The sequence below is a fragment of the Acinetobacter sp. SwsAc6 genome (assembly GCF_013391565.1).
In the GTDB taxonomy this organism is placed as follows: Bacteria; Pseudomonadota; Gammaproteobacteria; order Pseudomonadales; family Moraxellaceae; genus Acinetobacter; species Acinetobacter cumulans.
The window spans coordinates 73,650-91,465 of record NZ_JACAXE010000006.1 but is presented as its reverse complement, the minus strand read 5'-3'; the positions used below and the strand labels follow the sequence as shown (position 1 = coordinate 91,465).

The 17,816-nt window shown below is 40.9% G+C and carries 18 protein-coding genes, 1 tRNA gene and 1 other RNA gene; 9 read left to right on the top strand and 11 right to left on the bottom strand.

Features of this window, described 5'->3' with window-relative positions; all coding sequences use genetic code 11:
- Nucleotides 1–68: 68 nt before the first annotated feature.
- Nucleotides 69–719 carry a 23S rRNA (uridine(2552)-2'-O)-methyltransferase RlmE gene (gene rlmE / locus HYG93_RS06255; RefSeq protein ID WP_106984539.1) on the bottom strand — a complete coding sequence of 217 codons (651 nt, stop codon included), beginning with the start codon at nt 717–719 and terminating at the stop codon, nt 69–71.
- 194 nt (nt 720–913) lie between these two features.
- On the opposite strand from rlmE, the gene HYG93_RS06250 reads away from it, so the two are divergent.
- Nucleotides 914–1,237: a YhbY family RNA-binding protein gene (locus HYG93_RS06250; RefSeq protein ID WP_106984538.1), complete on the top strand. Its 324-nt coding sequence runs from the start codon at nt 914–916 to the stop codon at nt 1,235–1,237.
- Between the two features lie 9 nt (nt 1,238–1,246).
- Complete coding sequence (locus HYG93_RS06245; protein ID WP_178962069.1) at nt 1,247–1,786, top strand: DOMON-like domain-containing protein; 540 nt, start codon at nt 1,247–1,249, stop codon at nt 1,784–1,786.
- A 323-nt stretch (nt 1,787–2,109) separates the two neighbouring features.
- Here the strand turns inward: HYG93_RS06245 and HYG93_RS06240 are convergent, their stop codons facing one another.
- Complete coding sequence (locus HYG93_RS06240; RefSeq protein ID WP_178962068.1) at nt 2,110–2,589, bottom strand: hypothetical protein; 480 nt, start codon at nt 2,587–2,589, stop codon at nt 2,110–2,112.
- A gap of 308 nt (nt 2,590–2,897) precedes the next feature.
- Between HYG93_RS06240 and carA the strand changes: the two genes are divergently transcribed.
- The 5 genes from carA to HYG93_RS06215 all read left to right on the top strand — a co-directional run bounded on the left by carA (nt 2,898) and on the right by HYG93_RS06215 (nt 9,589).
- The gene (gene carA, locus HYG93_RS06235; protein ID WP_178962067.1) at nt 2,898–4,040 is read left to right on the top strand and encodes a glutamine-hydrolyzing carbamoyl-phosphate synthase small subunit; all 1,143 of its coding nucleotides are present in this window, start codon (nt 2,898–2,900) and stop codon (nt 4,038–4,040) included.
- A 13-nt stretch (nt 4,041–4,053) separates the two neighbouring features.
- A complete protein-coding gene (gene carB, locus HYG93_RS06230) occupies nt 4,054–7,284 on the top strand; it encodes a carbamoyl-phosphate synthase large subunit (protein ID WP_106984534.1) in 3,231 nt (1,076 codons plus the stop codon).
- Between the two features lie 91 nt (nt 7,285–7,375).
- Entirely contained in the window at nt 7,376–7,855 is a 480-nt protein-coding gene (gene greA, locus HYG93_RS06225; protein WP_106984533.1) for a transcription elongation factor GreA, read from the top strand.
- A 178-nt stretch (nt 7,856–8,033) separates the two neighbouring features.
- On the top strand, nt 8,034–8,906 hold the full coding sequence (locus HYG93_RS06220) for a class I SAM-dependent methyltransferase (protein ID WP_120363782.1): 873 nt from the start codon (nt 8,034–8,036) through the stop codon (nt 8,904–8,906).
- Between the two features lie 56 nt (nt 8,907–8,962).
- On the top strand, nt 8,963–9,589 hold the full coding sequence (locus HYG93_RS06215) for a CatB-related O-acetyltransferase (RefSeq protein ID WP_120363783.1): 627 nt from the start codon (nt 8,963–8,965) through the stop codon (nt 9,587–9,589).
- A gap of 14 nt (nt 9,590–9,603) precedes the next feature.
- Here the strand turns inward: HYG93_RS06215 and HYG93_RS19330 are convergent, their stop codons facing one another.
- The 5 genes from HYG93_RS19330 to coaD all read right to left on the bottom strand — a co-directional run bounded on the left by HYG93_RS19330 (nt 9,604) and on the right by coaD (nt 11,850).
- Entirely contained in the window at nt 9,604–10,440 is an 837-nt protein-coding gene (locus tag HYG93_RS19330; protein WP_228198698.1) for a hypothetical protein, read from the bottom strand.
- A gap of 99 nt (nt 10,441–10,539) precedes the next feature.
- A tRNA-Met gene (locus HYG93_RS06205) sits at nt 10,540–10,616 on the bottom strand.
- A 73-nt stretch (nt 10,617–10,689) separates the two neighbouring features.
- Nucleotides 10,690–11,067: RNase P RNA component class A (rnpB, locus tag HYG93_RS06200), an RNA gene on the bottom strand.
- Nucleotides 11,068–11,093: 26 nt separating this feature from the next.
- Nucleotides 11,094–11,357, bottom strand: a complete 264-nt coding sequence (locus HYG93_RS06195; protein ID WP_120363784.1) for a YfhL family 4Fe-4S dicluster ferredoxin — start codon at nt 11,355–11,357, stop codon at nt 11,094–11,096.
- A gap of 1 nt (nt 11,358) precedes the next feature.
- On the bottom strand, nt 11,359–11,850 hold the full coding sequence (coaD, locus tag HYG93_RS06190) for a pantetheine-phosphate adenylyltransferase (RefSeq protein WP_106984528.1): 492 nt from the start codon (nt 11,848–11,850) through the stop codon (nt 11,359–11,361).
- Between the two features lie 136 nt (nt 11,851–11,986).
- Between coaD and smpB the strand changes: the two genes are divergently transcribed.
- On the top strand, nt 11,987–12,466 hold the full coding sequence (gene smpB / locus HYG93_RS06185) for an SsrA-binding protein SmpB (RefSeq protein ID WP_086176263.1): 480 nt from the start codon (nt 11,987–11,989) through the stop codon (nt 12,464–12,466).
- Between the two features lie 86 nt (nt 12,467–12,552).
- Here the strand turns inward: smpB and HYG93_RS06180 are convergent, their stop codons facing one another.
- The 4 genes from HYG93_RS06180 to rluD all read right to left on the bottom strand — a co-directional run bounded on the left by HYG93_RS06180 (nt 12,553) and on the right by rluD (nt 16,697).
- The gene (locus HYG93_RS06180; protein ID WP_120363785.1) at nt 12,553–13,977 is read right to left on the bottom strand and encodes a hypothetical protein; all 1,425 of its coding nucleotides are present in this window, start codon (nt 13,975–13,977) and stop codon (nt 12,553–12,555) included.
- Nucleotides 13,978–14,209: 232 nt separating this feature from the next.
- Nucleotides 14,210–14,761, bottom strand: coding sequence for a flavodoxin family protein (locus HYG93_RS06175; RefSeq protein ID WP_117006494.1), 552 nt, complete (start codon nt 14,759–14,761; stop codon nt 14,210–14,212).
- A gap of 40 nt (nt 14,762–14,801) precedes the next feature.
- Nucleotides 14,802–15,542, bottom strand: coding sequence for a peptidoglycan editing factor PgeF (gene pgeF, locus HYG93_RS06170; protein WP_120363786.1), 741 nt, complete (start codon nt 15,540–15,542; stop codon nt 14,802–14,804).
- Nucleotides 15,543–15,644: 102 nt separating this feature from the next.
- Complete coding sequence (gene rluD / locus HYG93_RS06165) at nt 15,645–16,697, bottom strand: 23S rRNA pseudouridine(1911/1915/1917) synthase RluD (protein ID WP_120363787.1); 1,053 nt, start codon at nt 16,695–16,697, stop codon at nt 15,645–15,647.
- 71 nt (nt 16,698–16,768) lie between these two features.
- Here rluD and HYG93_RS06160 point away from each other — a divergent pair, with 71 nt between their 5' ends.
- Nucleotides 16,769–17,761 carry an outer membrane protein assembly factor BamD gene (locus HYG93_RS06160; protein WP_106984522.1) on the top strand — a complete coding sequence of 331 codons (993 nt, stop codon included), beginning with the start codon at nt 16,769–16,771 and terminating at the stop codon, nt 17,759–17,761.
- Nucleotides 17,762–17,816: the final 55 nt, after the last annotated feature.

Genomic DNA, 17,816 nt, shown 5'->3' with positions numbered 1-17,816 from the left:
TGCAGATCAGCAAGCAATAATGTAAACCGTACAAAATGCACAATTTTTAACGCATTGGCAAGTAAACTTTATTTCAAAGCTTTCTTACGCCCCTGCCCGACTAAAAATACTTCTTTAGATCGAGCACGCGATGCAGCAGGTTTAGCAGTTTTTAATACATCAAAACTGTCTACGATCTGCTTACGAAACTCATCAAAACCTGTGCCTTGGAAAACCTTAACAACAAATTGACCATTTGGACCAAGTACTTTGTTCGCAAAATCAAGCGCAAGCTCACAAAGATAAATTTGACGTGGCTGATCTACGGCCTTATTACCTGATGTATTGGGGGCCATATCAGAAATTACAACGTCAACTTTGCGTCCATTTAAAATATTTAACAATTTATCGAACACTTCTTGCTCACGGAAGTCACCTTGCAAGAAAGTAACATCGGGCAATGCATCCATTTCCAAAATATCTGAAGCAATAACTAAGCCTTTTTCACCAACCAATTTACCCGCAATTTGCGACCAACTGCCTGGTGCAGCACCTAAGTCTACAACGACCATGCCCGGCTTAATAAGCTTATATTTTTCTTGCATTTCTAGAAGCTTGTAAGCTGCACGAGCACGATAGCCTTCCTTTTGTGCTTTTTTCACAAAAGGATCATCTAAATGCTCTCGCATCCAATCACGACTACTTTTAGATAACTTTTGGTTGGTAATGCGCGTCGCCATAACTCTCTAAATAAAAATAACTTCTAATATTTTATTGTACGTGAAAAACACACTTTTTGCAGTATGCATGTGTATATAAATCATTATCCAACACATGTTTTTCCAATAAATTACATCGATAAATTGCATAGAATTTACAGCGTTTCAATCTCACTTTTGTTATACTAAGCCGTTTTAAAATTTAGGTTATACTTATGGCGGCTTTATCTATTCAAGAACGTAAACGCTTACGTCAAATTGGTCATGCATTAAATCCTGTTGTAATGCTTGGCGACAAAGGCTTATCTGAAGGCGTAACTGAAGAATTAAACCGCGCGCTTAACGACCACGAACTGATTAAAGTTAAAATTGTAGCTGAAGACCGCGAAGCACGTGCTGCGCTTATTGCTGAAGTGGCGGCAGTGTCTGGTGCTGAAGTTGTACAAACAATTGGTAAAATTGCATTGCTTTACAAAAAAGCACCAAAGCAAAATCCAAAACTTTCAAATCTTGTTCGTCACGCACATTTGTCAAACTAATCTCCCTGTATGGCTAGTTTCGAACTCAGTGCCTTTGATCGCCGGTTTCAAGCGATTTCTGTAGTTGGTGCAATTGAACAACAAAGTCCGTTTACCTTAAACACAGGTTTTTGGATACGTGACCCCAATCAACTGATCCAATGGCCAGAAGCTGCTGCATCTAATCCGCGCCGTGACTTTCTATGGGAACAGACCTGCTTCGAGATTTTTATTGGTGTACACGGTGAAGACTATTACCGTGAAATCAATCTTTCTCCCTCCGAAGCATGGCAAGCCTATCAGTTTGAAGAATACCGCTATCCGGAAAATATGCCGCCGCAAGCAGCGTATGATATTGAGCTGAACCAATTAAAGCGCACGCATTACGGATTAAATGTCAGTCTTGATCTGACCGAATTTATGCTGGTTCATAAATTAAAGTGGAGCAATCTTTATATTGGTCTAAGCGCAGTACTCCAAACCTCACAAGGTGAACAGTATTACGCAATGCAACATAGTAGCCCACAAGCAGATTTTCATAACAAGCGCGACTGGCTACATCAATTTTGATGTCCATCAAAAGCACAAAAAAATGAGGCGATTAGCCTCATTTTTTTCGCCTAGAACTTAGCTTTAATAACAAATACTTCACTCATGTTAATCGTCATTCAACGACAACTTATTTCTTTATTTGTTTTACCTTAAATTTTGCACGCATAGCCAAACTCAGAACTAACACAACAACTGGGCTAAATTCAAAAATCCAAATTAAGACAAAAAAAATGGGCAGTCCCTGCCCTACCCATTTTTTATACTAAACACCCACTTGAGTTTACTTATGTATATTCATTACTCAGTAAATTTCCCTTTCAAGTGAACTTCAGCTGAAATATTTAGTTTTTTAACGTTGAATCTTGAGCATCTGCTTTAACTGGATTCACTTTTTTCCATGCTTCTAGCGTATGCTCTTTTGAGCGCTTAAACGTTTCCGTAATTTGCTCTTTGTGCTTACCTGAAATTTCAGAGACATCTGCTTTCAATTCTTTACCTAATTTAGATAAATCATCTAATACAGCATTAAATTCAGTTTTGACAAATGTTTTCAACTCAGTGAAATCTTTTTGCGATGTACCAAAATGACTTTTTAACAATTCAATTTTTTGCAAAATGTCTTGTTTCAATTGCTGTAGTTGACCTTGCACATTTGCACTCAGCACTTTCGCTTCTTCCTGAAGTTTTTCTTTACTATCTACAACTGCCTCTACAGCTTGTTCAGTTGCTTCTTTCGCCACTTTTTCAAGCTTATCAGCACCCTCTGTTGCAATAGCCTTCAGGGTCGTTTTCTCTGTACTTGCTTTTTCTTGAGTTGCCATGATTGTTATACCTATAGTTATTCATGAAACTACATATTAGCGATTGTTGATAAATTTTAATTTATGATTTGTCAGACAATAATTAATTGCTTACATTTTTTGACAAACAGCAAAAACAAACTTTTTAAAGAAATGCAAGCGCTTTATCTCATATATTCACGACTTTTAGAATGGACTTTCAAGGGGTTCCTGCGTATAATGCCGTGTTAAGTTCAAGCGAGCAGACATAGGGAGGGTAGGTTTTAAAGTAACCTTCCTTTTTTTTCGTCTTCTCGCTTTTTTACAGCCTAAATTTCAGGAGCTTTGGTTTGAGCACCCCAGCAATTTTAGCCCTTGCCGACGGAACTATCTTTAAAGGTACTTCTATTGGTGCATCGGGTAGTACGACTGGTGAAGTCGTTTTCAACACTGCCATGACTGGCTATCAAGAAATTTTGACTGACCCAAGTTATGCACAACAACTTGTAACCCTAACTTACCCACATATCGGTAATACAGGTTGTAATGATGAAGACGCTGAGTCAGGTCGAATTCATAAAGTATGGGCCAACGGATTGATCATTCGTGACCTACCTTTATTGCATAGCAACTTCCGATCTACGCAGTCATTAGGTGACTACTTAAAAGAACATAATGTTGTTGCCATTGCGGATATCGATACCCGACGATTAACACGTATCTTACGTGACAAAGGCGCGCAAAACGGCTGTATTCTTGCTGGTGAAAATATCACTGAAGAACAAGCATTAGAAAAAGCACGCGCTTCTGGTGGTTTAAATGGTTTAGACCTCGCAAAAGAATGTTGCGACCCTGAAGGCTTTGAATGGTCTGAAGGCTCTTGGACACTTGGCAAAGGCTTTTCTCAGCCTGAACTTAAATTCCATGTTGTTGCATACGATTACGGTGTCAAAACCAACATCTTGCGTATGCTCGCAGACCGCGGTTGTAAATTGACTGTCGTGCCTGCGCAAACTCCTGCTGCTGACGTACTTGCGTTGAATCCAGATGGCGTGTTCTTATCGAACGGCCCCGGCGATCCAGCTGCATGTGACTACGCAATTGAAGCTGTAAAAACAATTGTAGAAGACGCTCGCAACGTACCTGTATTTGGTATTTGCTTGGGTCACCAAATTCTTGCACTTGCAAGCGGTGCTAAGACTGTGAAAATGCCTCACGGTCACCACGGTGCCAACCATCCTGTACAGAACATTGAAACTGGCACAGTGATGATTACTTCGCAAAACCACGGCTTCGCAGTGGATGCAGAAACTCTTCCTGCAAACCTTAAAGCTACGCACAAATCACTGTTCGACCAAACTCTTCAAGGGATTCATCGTACAGACAAACCTGCGTTCAGTTTCCAAGGTCACCCTGAAGCAAGCCCTGGTCCACATGACTGCGCACCATTGTTCGATCATTTCATCGAACTTATCGAAGCATCTAAGAAGTAATTAAGGAAGCATCATGGCTAAACGTACTGACATTAAAAGCATCTTAATTATTGGTGCTGGTCCGATTGTCATCGGTCAGGCATGTGAGTTTGACTACTCAGGTGCTCAAGCGTGTAAAGCGCTTCGTGAAGAAGGTTACCGAGTTATTCTTGTAAACTCGAACCCTGCTACGATTATGACTGACCCTGCTATGGCAGACGCCACTTACATCGAGCCAATCACTTGGCAAACTGTAGCTGCAATCATTGAGAAAGAACGCCCAGATGCTGTTCTTCCTACAATGGGTGGTCAAACTGCATTGAACTGTGCGCTTGCACTTGATGAGCACGGTATTTTAGAAAAATACAATGTTGAATTGATTGGCGCGACCAAAGAAGCAATCGAAAAAGCGGAAGACCGTAAACTTTTCGATATCGCAATGCGCAAAATCGGTTTGGAATGCCCACGTGCTGACGTTGCAGAAAGCATGGAACACGCTTTGGAAATCCAAGCACGTTTCGGCTTCCCTGTAATTATCCGTCCATCATTCACGATGGGTGGTTCAGGTGGTGGTATCGCTTACAACCGTGAAGAGTTCATTGAAATCTGTGAACGCGGTTTCGATCTTTCTCCGACTAAACAATTATTGATCGATGAATCGTTAATTGGTTGGAAAGAATACGAAATGGAAGTTGTTCGTGACAAAAACGACAACTGTATCATTGTATGTACCATTGAAAACTTTGACCCAATGGGCGTGCACACAGGTGACTCAATCACTGTTGCTCCTGCACAAACATTAACAGACAAAGAATTCCAATTACTCCGTAATGCATCTTTAGCTGTACTTCGTGAAATTGGTGTTGAAACTGGCGGTTCTAACGTTCAGTTTGGTATCAACCCGAAAGACGGCCGTATGGTTGTGATCGAGATGAACCCACGTGTTTCTCGTTCATCTGCCCTTGCATCTAAAGCAACTGGCTTCCCAATTGCAAAAATCGCTGCGAAATTGGCTGTTGGCTATACCCTTGATGAATTGAAAAATGACATCACTGGCGGTACAACTCCTGCTTCGTTCGAACCTGCGATCGACTACGTTGTAACAAAGATTCCACGTTTCAACTTCGAAAAATTCTCACAAGCTGACGCAACGCTTACAACTCAGATGAAATCTGTAGGTGAAGTGATGGCGATTGGTCGTAACTTCCAAGAGTCTGTACAAAAAGCCCTTCGTGGTCTTGAAGTTGGCGCTTGTGGTTTTGACGAAAAAATCGAAGTGGGTTCTGAGGGCGCGCGTGAGAAAATCTTACAAGAGCTTAAAGTTCCAGGTCCTGAGCGTATTTGGTATGTAGGCGATGCATTCCGTCATGGTTTCACACTAGACGAAGTATTTGCTGCAACCAATATCGACCGTTGGTTCTTAATCCAAATCGAAGACATCATCAAATCTGAAAACCAAATCAAAACTTTAGGTTTTGGTGATTTGAACGCGGACAACATCCGTTCATTCAAACGTAAAGGTTTATCAGATCTTCGCATTGCGAACTTGATGGGCATTTCACAAAAACAATTCCGTAAACACCGTTGGAACTTGGGCGTAACGCCAGTTTACAAACGTGTGGATACATGTGCTGCAGAATTCGAATCTGACACAGCTTACATGTACTCAACTTACGATGAAGAATGTGAAGCAAATCCTTCAACTCGTGACAAGATCATGGTAATTGGTGGCGGTCCTAACCGTATTGGTCAAGGTATCGAATTCGATTACTGCTGTGTACACGCAGCGCTTGCTATGCGTGATGACGGCTATGAAACAATCATGGTGAACTGTAACCCTGAAACTGTTTCTACAGATTACGACACATCAGATCGTTTGTACTTCGAACCAATTACACTTGAAGATGTACTTGAAATCGTGCGTATCGAGAAGCCTAAAGGCATTATCGTACAGTACGGTGGTCAAACACCTTTAAAATTGGCTCGTGCTTTGGAAGAAGCTGGTGCGCCAATTATTGGTACCTCACCTGACGCGATTGACCGTGCAGAAGACCGTGAACGTTTCCAACAAATGATTCAACGTCTACAACTTCGCCAACCAAACAACAGCATCGTAAAATCTGCTGAAGAAGGTATGGCTGAAGCTGCGAAAGTTGGTTATCCACTTGTAGTACGCCCTTCTTATGTATTGGGTGGTCGTGCAATGGAAATCGTTTACAACGACGAAGAATTAAAACGCTACTTACGTGATGCGGTTCAAGCATCAAACGAAGCGCCAGTACTTCTTGACCGTTTCCTAGATGACGCAATCGAAGTTGACGTAGACTGCGTATCTGACGGTAAAGACGTTGTGATCGGCGGTATCATGCAGCACATCGAACAAGCTGGTATTCACTCTGGTGACTCTGCATGTTCTATCCCTCCTTACTCTTTATCTAAAGAAGTACAGGACGAAATGCGCCGTCAAACAATTGCAATGGCGAAAGAGCTTGGCGTAATTGGTTTGATGAACGTACAGTTTGCTGTTAAAGGTAATGACGTTTACATCTTAGAAGTGAACCCACGTGCATCACGTACTGTTCCATTCGTATCTAAGTGCATCGGCGAATCTTTAGCGAAAGTGGCTGCACGTTGTATGGCAGGTCAATCTCTAGAATCTCAAGGATTCACTGCAGAGATTATCCCTGAGCACTTCTCTGTAAAAGAAGCAGTGTTCCCATTCAACAAGTTCCCTGGCGTTGACCCAATTCTTGGACCTGAGATGAAATCTACAGGTGAAGTAATGGGTGTGGGTAAAACATTTGGTGAAGCATTCTACAAAGCTGTTTTAGGTGCAAACGAACGTTTACCTGGCCTACCAACTGAAGGTGAAGTGAAACATGCATTTATTTCAGTGCGTGATTCAGACAAGCCACGTGCTGCAGGCATTGCGAAACAACTTATTGATTTAGGCTTCAAGATTCTTGCGACTGATGGTACATTTAACGTTATCAGTGAAGCTGGTCTTGAATGTGAGCGCGTGAATAAAGTCACTGAAGGTCGTCCTAACATTGTGGACCGTATTAAAAACGGCGAAATCCACCTTGTGATCAACACGACTGAAGGTAAAAAGGCACAAGAGGATTCATTCTCTATCCGCCGTTCAGCACTCCAAGGTAAAGTGTACAACACCACTACATTAAACGGTGCAGATGCTGTATGCCAAGCCCTAGCAATTAAATTGCCAATGGATGTATACCGCTTGCAAGACCTTACCAAAGGTTAATTAAGCTACCGAGAAGTCCCGTCACCTTCTTGGTGGCGGGCTTTTTTCATTTATATACTTTGTCTTTTTGACAATTTTTTGAGGGACAACCATGCAACGTTATCCTATGACTCCTGAAGGCAAAATTGCCTTAGAGAAAGAATTACACCAACTTAAAACTGTGGATCGCCCACGTATTACTGCTTCTATTGCTGAAGCACGCGAACACGGTGACTTAAAAGAAAATGCAGAATATCATGCAGCCCGTGAGCAACAAGGTTTCTGTGAAGGTCGTATTCAAGACATCGAAGGCAAACTAGGTGCATGCCAAGTTGTTGATGTAAAAGACCTTGAGCAAAACGGTCGTGTCGTATTTGGTGTAACAGTGACGATTGAAAACCTAGACACTGAAGAACAAAAAACTTACCGTATTGTTGGTGATGACGAAGCTGATTTTAAAATTAATAAAATCTCTGTGAACTCACCGATTGCACGTGGTCTTTTGGGTAAAAATGAAGGCGACGAAGCAAAAATTCAAACACCAAATGGTGAAGTTGAATATGAAGTTGTTAAAGTTGAATACCTTTCTTAATTGAAATGATTCACCATTGAAGCCCCTCTTTAGAGGGGTTTTTTATTGCCATTTGAAAATACTTACTTGCCAACTTGCAACAACATTCAAATGTTTAAATCATTATTGTCATTGCAAATTTTGCGCATTCTATTAGTGTAATCACATCGAATTAAAATAATTGAAGTGTGCATGCATTATGAAAACTGGACGTGCCAGCAATACCGCTCAAGCAGCAGCCGCTATTCGCGCTTACGACAACCTTAGCAATCAGCGACCGTTATTTCATGATGCTTATGCTATCAACATGACCAGTCCCGCATGGAGATTTATACTTTCAAATAAGGCGCTCATGCGACTATTAAAAACATCGCCCGTACGACACGCATGGGATTTGCTGGTCACACAAGTTGCATTACGTTCGGCTTATAGTGAGGACTGGCTATTCGAAGCGCTCGATCGTGGCGTAAAACAATATGTGATGATTGACGCTGGCCTAGATTCTTTTGCTTTACGTGCTGCAGCCAAATACCCTGATGTCAAAATTTACGAAGTTGATCATCCAGATACTCAAGCACTGAAAATTAAGATTTTAAGCGAACATGGAAAAATTCCAGAGAATGTCGAATTTGTGCCCATTAATTTTGAACAAGAAAAACTCAGTGAGGCACTTGGAAAAAGTAGCTACGATGCCAATCAAATTGCACATTTTTCTTGGCTAGGCACAACACATTATCTTAAACCAGAAACAACACTCAGTACTTTAAAAGATCTGGCAAGTTGCGCCGCCATTGACAGTGAACTTGTGTTTGATTATTCGGTGCCATATCAAAATTTACAGGGTATTGAACGCCTTGGCACCATGTTACTCAGTCAAGTGACACACTTACTCAATGAACCAATCATTGGGTTTTTTAATACACAACAACTGCACGACTTAATGTGGGATTTGGGCTATCTTGTTGTAGAAGATTTATCTGGAAAAGATATTACAGAGCGTTATCTCGCATGGCGTAAGAATGGAATGCGTCATACAGATGCAGCACATTTAATCCGTTTACAGTTTATTTAGACTTTTGCACCCAGTGATATAAAATAGCACTGCACTTGTTTAGCTTTTTAAATTGTATGTCTGAAAAATTGATTAATTCTCCTGTGAATCATTGGTGTGAATTTGAGTTTATCTCTAAAACAGTTAAAAACCCCAATATTCATATTAAGGGCAATTACAGCTATTACTCAGCTTACTGGGATCAGGGCTTTGAGCGCTGTGTCGTGCGTTATTTGCATGACAAGCCTTCAACTGTAGATAAACCAATTGATCAGCTACATATCGGTAATTTTGTCTGTTTTGGCGCAGAGTGCGTGATTATGATGGGTGGCAATCAATTGCACCGTACGGACTGGATTTCAGCTTTTCCATTCGATACGCGTAGTTTTGTACCTGCTGGCGATACAATCATTGGCGATGGTTGCTGGATTGGCTCGCGCGCCATGATTATGCAAGGCGTGACACTCGGTGAAGGTGCTGTCGTTGCTACAGGTGCAGTCGTGACCAAAGATGTGCCACCTTATGCTGTTGTCGGTGGTGTACCTGCCAAAATTATTAAATACCGCTTCCCACAAGAAGATATCGAAAAACTGCTTTCCCTTAAAATTTATGATATCGATGAAAAGCAGTTTTTAAAGATGCGTGAGCAGTTGCAGACGGCTGAAATTAAGGAGTTATCCGATTTTTTAACTTTAGATTATTAGCTATTCATTCTTTTTTAAACTGTATGGTTTAAAGCTTGGCTTTGACTAAGTATTTTTAGGTTTGGTTGTAAATAAACCTGGCCTGTTTCGTCATCAATATAGGTAATTACATCACAAGCAATATAATTCTCGTATTGCTTGCCATATATATCTTGATATCTAATTCTAAATGTTCTTGTTAAATCCTCTATTCCATCATTTAGTTCCTGGGCCATTTGACCGTCAACATCAAATAATATAGTCATGATATCTGCGTGTTCCAATTTATATTGTGTTTGTTGAAGATATGGTTGGTCCTTACGATGTTTTATAAATAAATTTCTAGAAGTTCCACCTATATTTTTAATATTCAAAGTAAACTTGATAACTCTATCTTTATAATGATCGATTACATTTCCATCGTCATCACAAATAGGTTCATCATGAAGAAAGTTATCTGTTAACTGAAAACTGTATTCAAAGTATGGTTGAACCTGAAAATGCTTCTGCTGAAGCTCCTCTTCATACACCCTAGCTAATCTTGACTGTTGCTCAACTGAAGCTTTCATTTCTTGCACCTGCAATTCCAAAGCTTCAGTTGTTTTCTTTAGTTCTATTGCTTGCATATTTAGAGCCTCAGAATTTTGCTCAAGTCCTTTACCCTGTTGATAAAATCCTCTTACCAACCAAAAAAATGCCAAAGGTGCAAAAGCTCCCGCAATAAAATCACCGAATTCATTTAAGTTTGTAGGCAATATCCCATTATGAATTTTAAAATAAATAAAAATAAGCCATGCAAAAGTTATTGCCCACGAAAGACAACTCCCTATATTCTTTTTAAACCATTTACCAATTTCATCATGTTTAGGCATTTTTTAGAATTCATTCTCTTACATTTCAATTATTATAATCACACTCATTATTTTAAACATAAAAAAACCCGCTCAATCGGAGCGGGTTTTTTCAGAATATGGTGGCTATGACGAGACTTGAACTTGTGACCCCCGCATTATGAGTGCGGTGCTCTAACCAACTGAGCTACATAGCCTTAAACTGTGCGCGCATTATGTGGTTTTATCCACGGTACGTCAAGTACCTAATGCGCTTAATTGATCAAAATTTGTTGAAGTGAGCCGATAAGCCGGGTTCTGTCTAGAACGATCATTCCTCTAGGCGCACAATCACTCATACGCTCAAGCGACCTACCCGGATCCAGCATGGGCCATGCCTATTGGATCCCTATTTGGTCTTGCTTCCGGTGGGGTTTACCTCGCCATGAACTGTTACCAGCCATGCGGTGCGCTCTTACCGCACCCTTTCACCCTTACCTCCGATTCCGATTGCTCGAAAACATAATGAAGGCGGTCTTCTCTCTGCTGCACTTGCCGTCGGTTTACACCGCCCAGGCGTTACCTGGCACCTTGCCCTATGAAGCCCGGACTTTCCTCCCCTGCTTCAATCACGGAGATTTCCACAGCAGCGATCGTCTGGCTCACTTCGAGGCGCATCTTAGCAAAAATTTGAACTAATTGCTTGATGTTTTTTGAGCAGTCAGTTTTTCATACTTTGCAAATAGCTCATCCGGCGTTTCCGCATGATTGGGATCAAGCGGAATACAGTCGACAGGACAAAACAATTGGCATTGCGGTTTATCATGATGCCCGACGCACTCTGTACATAAATTAGGGTTAATTTCATAAATGACTTCCCCCATAAATATTGCCTCATTGGGGCATACAGGTTCGCAAACATCACAATTGATGCATTCATCGGTGATATATAAAGACACTCTACCAGCCTTGTTTAAGTTTGCGCTTAAAGGCAGCTTCGACATTTGCAGGAACAAATTTCGTTACATCACCTTGTAAGCGAGCAATTTCACGTACCAAAGTACTTGAAATAAATGAATACTGTTCAGATGGTGTTAAAAACACCGCTTCAAAGTGTGGGTCTAATTGACGGTTCATGTTGGCCAATTGAAACTCATACTCAAAATCCGATACGGCGCGTAAACCGCGCAATACCGCTGTGGCATTTTGCTCATGAAAAAAATTCACCAGCAAACCATCAAATCCTACAAATTCAACATTGTTCAAATGGCTCAAAGAATCCTTTGCCAACTCGACACGTTCTTCCAAACTAAATACCGGATTTTTATGATGCCCAATCGCAATTGCAACCACAACTTCATCAAACATGCGGGCTGCACGTGTCACTAAATCGATATGACCATTGGTAATGGGATCAAATGTACCCGGATAAATTACGCGAGTTTTAGACATCCATTTGTACTCAGTTTATTTTGTAGGACTATATTTTAGCAAAATCTTGTTTTTGGGTGAAGAAACTCCATCATTTAAAAACTTCATATCTATGTAAGTTCGGGTACAATAGTCTTAAGTTTGGAAGTATCAGATTATGGCGAAAGCAAGTATTGTAGTTAAAAAAAATAACGGCGGCACTATTGCACTCAACAAGCGTGCACGCCACGATTATTTTATTGAAGAAAAATTTGAAGCAGGACTTTCTTTACAAGGTTGGGAAGTCAAATCAATGCGTGCAGGCCGTATGACCATTGTTGAAAGTTATATTACTTTTAAAAATGGCGAAGCTTTTCTATTTGGCGCGCAGGTTCAGCCCCTACTCAGTGCTTCTACGCATGTTGTACCTGAAGCAACGCGTACACGTAAGCTTTTACTCAACCGCCGTGAAATTGAAAAACTCATGGGCGCGATTAATCAAAAAGGTTATTCATGTGTACCACTGGCATGTTATTGGAAAGGTCCAAATGCCAAGCTGGAAATTGCCTTAGTAAAAGGTAAGCAATTGCACGATAAACGTGCAACTGAAAAAGACCGTGACTGGCAACGTGACAAAGCCCGCATTATGCACAAATAAAAATTTATTTTTTATCTGTAAAAAAACCTCCTAATGCGGAGGTTTTTTACTTATATGCTTTAACTAAACCAGTTCAATGTGTTGGATTAGCAGAATTTCAAACCACCATAGCAGTTAGATGCAAAGCTTTGGCCTTTTAAAATTAAGTTTTCAACATTTAATTTCAATGGCGTGTTACTCAAATCAATATTACCAATATTGGCAGTTAATGCACCTAGCTTTAACAAGCCCCCCAAATCATTGGTTTTGGCAGGATTCTTTTGTAAATAATCACTGACGGCCGTACCAATTTGTGGGAACAGTTGATCAATATTAATCAAATCTTGTGGGATTACTTCACCAATATTGACTGGATCTTTTGCAGACAACCACCAACCTTTTTGTGCAATATCATCATCATTGGTGCCCAACCATTTGACCGCTTGCTTTTGCAAACTTAGGGATACGGCGGAGTTGATCGGTAAATTATGAATTAAGCCCAAAGACTGATTCAATGTTAAATCCGCAGTTACGCCTGTAATTTTTCCGTTCATATATACATTTTCAAACTTAGAGTTTGTTGGTGCCAATAAACAAGCCAATAAATTACAACTGGTCACGGTTGCTGTTACCTTTCCGCCCAAAGCAGTAACACCTGTTGGGTATCCAGTGGTTGGGTCGTAATTAACTTTACCTTCAGGCGCATAACCACTCTTATCATCGCCCAACAAAATATCAGGTACATTTACCCGAGATACCAGTGTGACGGATTTCATACGCGTACCATTCACCACAATTGCGGGCGTGGTAAATGGGTTGTTATTGATATCTGGAATATTAAAACCACCCGCCGTGGTGGTAAATGCAACTTCTGCAATTCCGCCTAAACCTAAGGCTTGTAATCGACCATTTACAGAAAGATTGCCGTATTGATTTGAGCCATATAAGTTGTATCGCGTCGCCGCTGTGCTGGCTAAGCCTTTAATGGTGCCACTGCTGTCTGACTGTACTTTCATATAGCCAGATAAACTATTAATCCCATTGGGTTTAGAACTATTTTCTGTCCCCGTGGTGAGCAAGCCCACAACTTTATCTGCACTAAGACGGAAACCTACGATTTCACGTGCAGCTGCACTTTTAGGGTTTTTCACTGCAAATTCAATAAACGGATTGGTGAGTTGAGCAGAAGATGATGCTCGTCCATCTGCAGTATTGCTTTGCCCGCTCAGGCTTAAATTATCAATATCGATATCACAGCCACCTGCACCATTTACACCGCCACAGCCGAGTTTTAAGCTCTTCACATTAATATTTAAATCCATGACAGCATCCATACCAAGCTTATAAAAGCCAATATTTTCTGCTTTCATTTGCGCATTGGTAAATTCTGGATCGGTTACGGTTATGCTCAGTAAAGCTTGACCATTGACTTTGGAGAGCTCCTGATCGTCCAAGAGATTTAGCCCATCTGCTGCATATACGCTATTTGCAAAACAGAGCGTAAGCGCAACGACAAGTGTTGTTCTTTTCATTTTAGCTCATCCTTCTTTTCTTTTTTAATCGCGCCGTCCTCGGCGGTTTTATGAGAAGATTAGAACAAGAAATATCTCAAATTTATATATCATTATGTGACCAAAATCACACTAAAACCCTATAAAATGCCAATTTCAAGGCAAAAAAAAGCCAAAAGCAAGCAATTTCTTTTGGCTTTTCATTCATTTATAGTTGAAATATATATTAACAATTAATTCCAACAATACATTATTATTTAAGGCGACTTAACAATAAGCCCAAATACTCACCAAACCAAAGTGCAGTTTCCAAATCTCCTGAAGGTGGTGTTACTTCTACAGGTGCATTGTCAGATTGTGTCATTAATCCTAAAAAGCTCGACATACGATTCAAATCTTGAGTGCCACGGCCTGTAGGCATCATCGGTAAGCCTGACCACAACATGCCATGTTGCATGGCAAATAAGTTAATTTGCTGTAAGACAGCCAACTTATCACCACTCAATCCACCACCATTGGTAAAACCCGCAGCTAATTTGCCTTGCCATGAACGCGCGAGCCAACGCTTAGAAGACTGCTCCATAAATAGCTTTAAGCCCGAGGTAAGATTACCCATATAAGTTGGGCAACCAAATACAATCGCTTGAGCTGCATCTAGTGCTTCCCAATCTAAATGTTCAATATCCATTAAATGAACTTGAACCCCGACTTTTCTAGCCCCTTGTGCAATAAAATCAGCAACTTTAGCGGTATGCCCGTATGGACTGTGATAAACAATAGCGAGAGATTGATCAGACAAAGACATAACAATTAAAAGCTGAAAGATTCACTCAAGTTTAACATTTTCAAGCCATAAACACGAATGTTGCCATGCGCCCTGTTTCGGCATGACGGCGATATGAAAAATACTCGTCTGCTTGGCTGTATGAGCATTGATCGCCACCTAAAATGGTCTGTACCCCATGTTGGGCTAAAATGTAACGTGCAATAGCATATAGGTCTGCATAATATTTATCGTCTTTTTCACCTGTTTTAAAGGCATCTTCTAAGGCAGGATATTTTGAGCAAAATGCATGTTTTACTTCTGCACCAATTTCAAAACACGCTTGGCTAATGGCCGCACCTAACCACGCCCATGTTGGCGCTGTTTGCATTTCTGCAATGGTGTTTTCAATAATACCGCCTGCCAAACCGCGCCAACCTGCATGCAAATTCGCAACTTCAGTGCCCATTGCATTGCCCAAAACCACAGGTAAACAATCTGCTGTCATCATCATCAGCGCATGATCTTGACGCTGAGTGACCAAGCCATCTCCCTCTAATGCTTCAAAAGGAATTTGTTCATTAATGGTATGACACATCGTACTGTGGGTTTGCGTCATCCATGTAACTTTATTTACGCCATAAGTAGCAAAATCGTTGAGCAATGCCATACGATGGCGTTGCACACGCTGTGCATCATCCTGAACATGTAATGCTAAATTAAATCCACTGAGTGCTTCATTGCTAGTTGCCAAGGTCTGCGCGTGGTGTACACGGGTCTGACCAACATAGATCCCTTTCGGCAAGCCTTCAACAAACTGCATGTCCATTCCCTTTCATTTACAACATTAAACCCATCATAACGAAAAAAGCCCATACTCAGGCAACTTAGATTGCCTTTATATGGGCTTAATTTCATATTGAAATTAGTACGCTTTATTTTCTGTGCGTAAGACTTCAACCAATTGTGTAAAGTCTTCAGGCCAAGGTGCTTCAAACATCATGTCTTCACGTGTACGTGGGTGCACTAGACCGAGTTTAGCTGCATGAAGTGCTTGACGTCTAAAACCACGTAAAGTGTCTTCTAATAACTCAGAAGCACCCGCAGGTAAACGCACACGTGGCACATATACTTGATCGCCCACCAAGCCATGACCAATATAGGTAAAGTGCACACGAATTTGGTGCGTACGACCTGTTTCTAAGCGAGCTTGTACACGTGTAAAATGTTGGAAACGTTCTTTAACGTTATAGTGTGTTACTGCATCTTTACCGCCTGGCAATACAGCCATTTTAATACGGTCAACTGGATGGCGCTTGATCGGTTGATCAACCGTGCCACCGGCAATAATGTTGCCATATACAACTAAATCGTAAATACGGTAAACCGATTTTTTCTCAAGTTGACGGCTTAAAGCGAACTGAGCTTCAAGATTTTTTGCAACAACCAATAAGCCCGAAGTATCTTTATCGATACGATGTACCAAACCTGCACGTGCAAGTTCAACAGATTTTGGATAGTGATACAGCAAGGCATTCACCAAAGTACCTGTAATGTTACCGGCACCTGGGTGTACAACCATACCTACGGGTTTATTAATGACAATAATATCATCATCTTCATAAACAATATCCAATGGAATATTTTCAGGCAAACTGCGTGTTTGAGGCTCTAATTCAACATCAAGGCTTAATAATTCAACACCTTCACATTTAAATTTTGGCTTTACGACTACGCCATCGACCAGCAAACTGCCGTCTTTAATCCATTGTTTTAGCTTCTCACGTGAAAAGTCTGACCAAACTGCTGCTGCAACTTGATCTATACGCTGTCCCAGATAGCTTTCATCCAATTGAAATTGCAACGATAAACGTGTTGCAGTTGAGTCTGAAGTATGGTTATCTGCATCCTCAGAATCTTCAAGTAAATTGAAATCAGTTTCAGGGAAAGTAGAATTGGAAGATTGTGCTTGACTCATTTGCTCATTCAGACAAAAGTGGTTTAATAGTGCAATTGTAGCTCATTGCCCGTAATAACAGAGGAATTTTTATGTCACTACCACATTATAAAATGACAATGCTTGCTCTAACAATTGGCATTGCATCGGCAATGGTAGGCTGCAGCAGCAATCCCAAAAAAGAAGTTGTAGATACTGGCCCACTCTCTAGTGAGCAAGTTTATATTGAAAAAGCACAAAAAGCGTTAGATCGTCATCAATATACAGATGCCGCAAAACACCTAGAAGCTTTAGAAACGTATTACCCAACAGGTAATTATGCAACACAAGCGCAGCTTGAATTGTTGTATGTGAAATTCCAGCAAAAAGATTATGAAGGTGCAGTGGCTTTAGCAGACCGCTTTATTCGCCTAAACCCACAACACCCGAAAGTAGATTATGCTTATTATGTTCGTGGCGTTTCAAACATGGAACAAAACTATGATGGCCTACTTCGTTACACTTCTTTAAAGCAAGCACATCGTGATGTGAGCTATTTAAAACTTGCATATCAAAACTTTGTCGACTTTATTCGTCGCTATCCATCTAGCGAATATGCGGTAGATGCAGCACAGCGCATGAAATTTATTGGCCAAGAATTGGCTGAAAGTGAAATGAATGCGGCACGTTTCAATATTAAGCGTAAAGCTTATTTGGCCGCTATTGAACGTTCACTTTGGGTCATTGAACACTATCCTCAAACCCCACAAATTCCAGAAGCACTGGCAACCACAGCATACGGTTATGAAAAACTTGGTGATAAAGCCACTGCTCAACAATATATTAACGTTTTAAAACAAAACTATCCTGAGCTTGTAAAAGCAGATGGCACAGTGAATATGCGTGCAGCACGTAGTGACGGCAGTTTAATCAACCGTGCCACCCTTGGTATTTTTGGTAAAGAAGGTCGTACGCACTCTGAGCAAGACAGCAAGACCCAGTCTTCTGCTGACAATGACGACCGTAGCCTCACAAATCGTTTGAGTTTCGGCCTACTGGACCGTCCAAAAACTGAAACGACGACCATTGAGAAACCAGCTGAGTAATTCCACCGCTATTCTGGGTGCAATTTTTCATAGGGCAAGTTATCATACTTGCCCT

Bases quoted from the DNA above. Each gene is read 5' to 3' on its own strand.
- rlmE (WP_106984539.1), bottom strand. From the start codon at position 719: ATGGCGACGCGCATTACCAACCAAAAGTTATCTAAAAGTAGTCGTGAT.
- HYG93_RS06250 (WP_106984538.1), top strand. From the start codon at position 914: ATGGCGGCTTTATCTATTCAAGAACGTAAACGCTTACGTCAAATTGGT.
- HYG93_RS06245 (WP_178962069.1), top strand. From the start codon at position 1,247: ATGGCTAGTTTCGAACTCAGTGCCTTTGATCGCCGGTTTCAAGCGATT.
- HYG93_RS06240 (WP_178962068.1), bottom strand. From the start codon at position 2,589: ATGGCAACTCAAGAAAAAGCAAGTACAGAGAAAACGACCCTGAAGGCT.
- carB (WP_106984534.1), top strand. From the start codon at position 4,054: ATGGCTAAACGTACTGACATTAAAAGCATCTTAATTATTGGTGCTGGT.
- greA (WP_106984533.1), top strand. From the start codon at position 7,376: ATGCAACGTTATCCTATGACTCCTGAAGGCAAAATTGCCTTAGAGAAA.
- HYG93_RS06220 (WP_120363782.1), top strand. From the start codon at position 8,034: ATGAAAACTGGACGTGCCAGCAATACCGCTCAAGCAGCAGCCGCTATT.
- HYG93_RS06215 (WP_120363783.1), top strand. From the start codon at position 8,963: ATGTCTGAAAAATTGATTAATTCTCCTGTGAATCATTGGTGTGAATTT.
- HYG93_RS19330 (WP_228198698.1), bottom strand. From the start codon at position 10,440: ATGCCTAAACATGATGAAATTGGTAAATGGTTTAAAAAGAATATAGGG.
- coaD (WP_106984528.1), bottom strand. From the start codon at position 11,850: ATGTCTAAAACTCGCGTAATTTATCCGGGTACATTTGATCCCATTACC.
- smpB (WP_086176263.1), top strand. From the start codon at position 11,987: ATGGCGAAAGCAAGTATTGTAGTTAAAAAAAATAACGGCGGCACTATT.
- HYG93_RS06180 (WP_120363785.1), bottom strand. From the start codon at position 13,977: ATGAAAAGAACAACACTTGTCGTTGCGCTTACGCTCTGTTTTGCAAAT.
- HYG93_RS06175 (WP_117006494.1), bottom strand. From the start codon at position 14,761: ATGTCTTTGTCTGATCAATCTCTCGCTATTGTTTATCACAGTCCATAC.
- pgeF (WP_120363786.1), bottom strand. From the start codon at position 15,542: ATGCAGTTTGTTGAAGGCTTGCCGAAAGGGATCTATGTTGGTCAGACC.
- rluD (WP_120363787.1), bottom strand. From the start codon at position 16,697: ATGAGTCAAGCACAATCTTCCAATTCTACTTTCCCTGAAACTGATTTC.
- HYG93_RS06160 (WP_106984522.1), top strand. From the start codon at position 16,769: ATGTCACTACCACATTATAAAATGACAATGCTTGCTCTAACAATTGGC.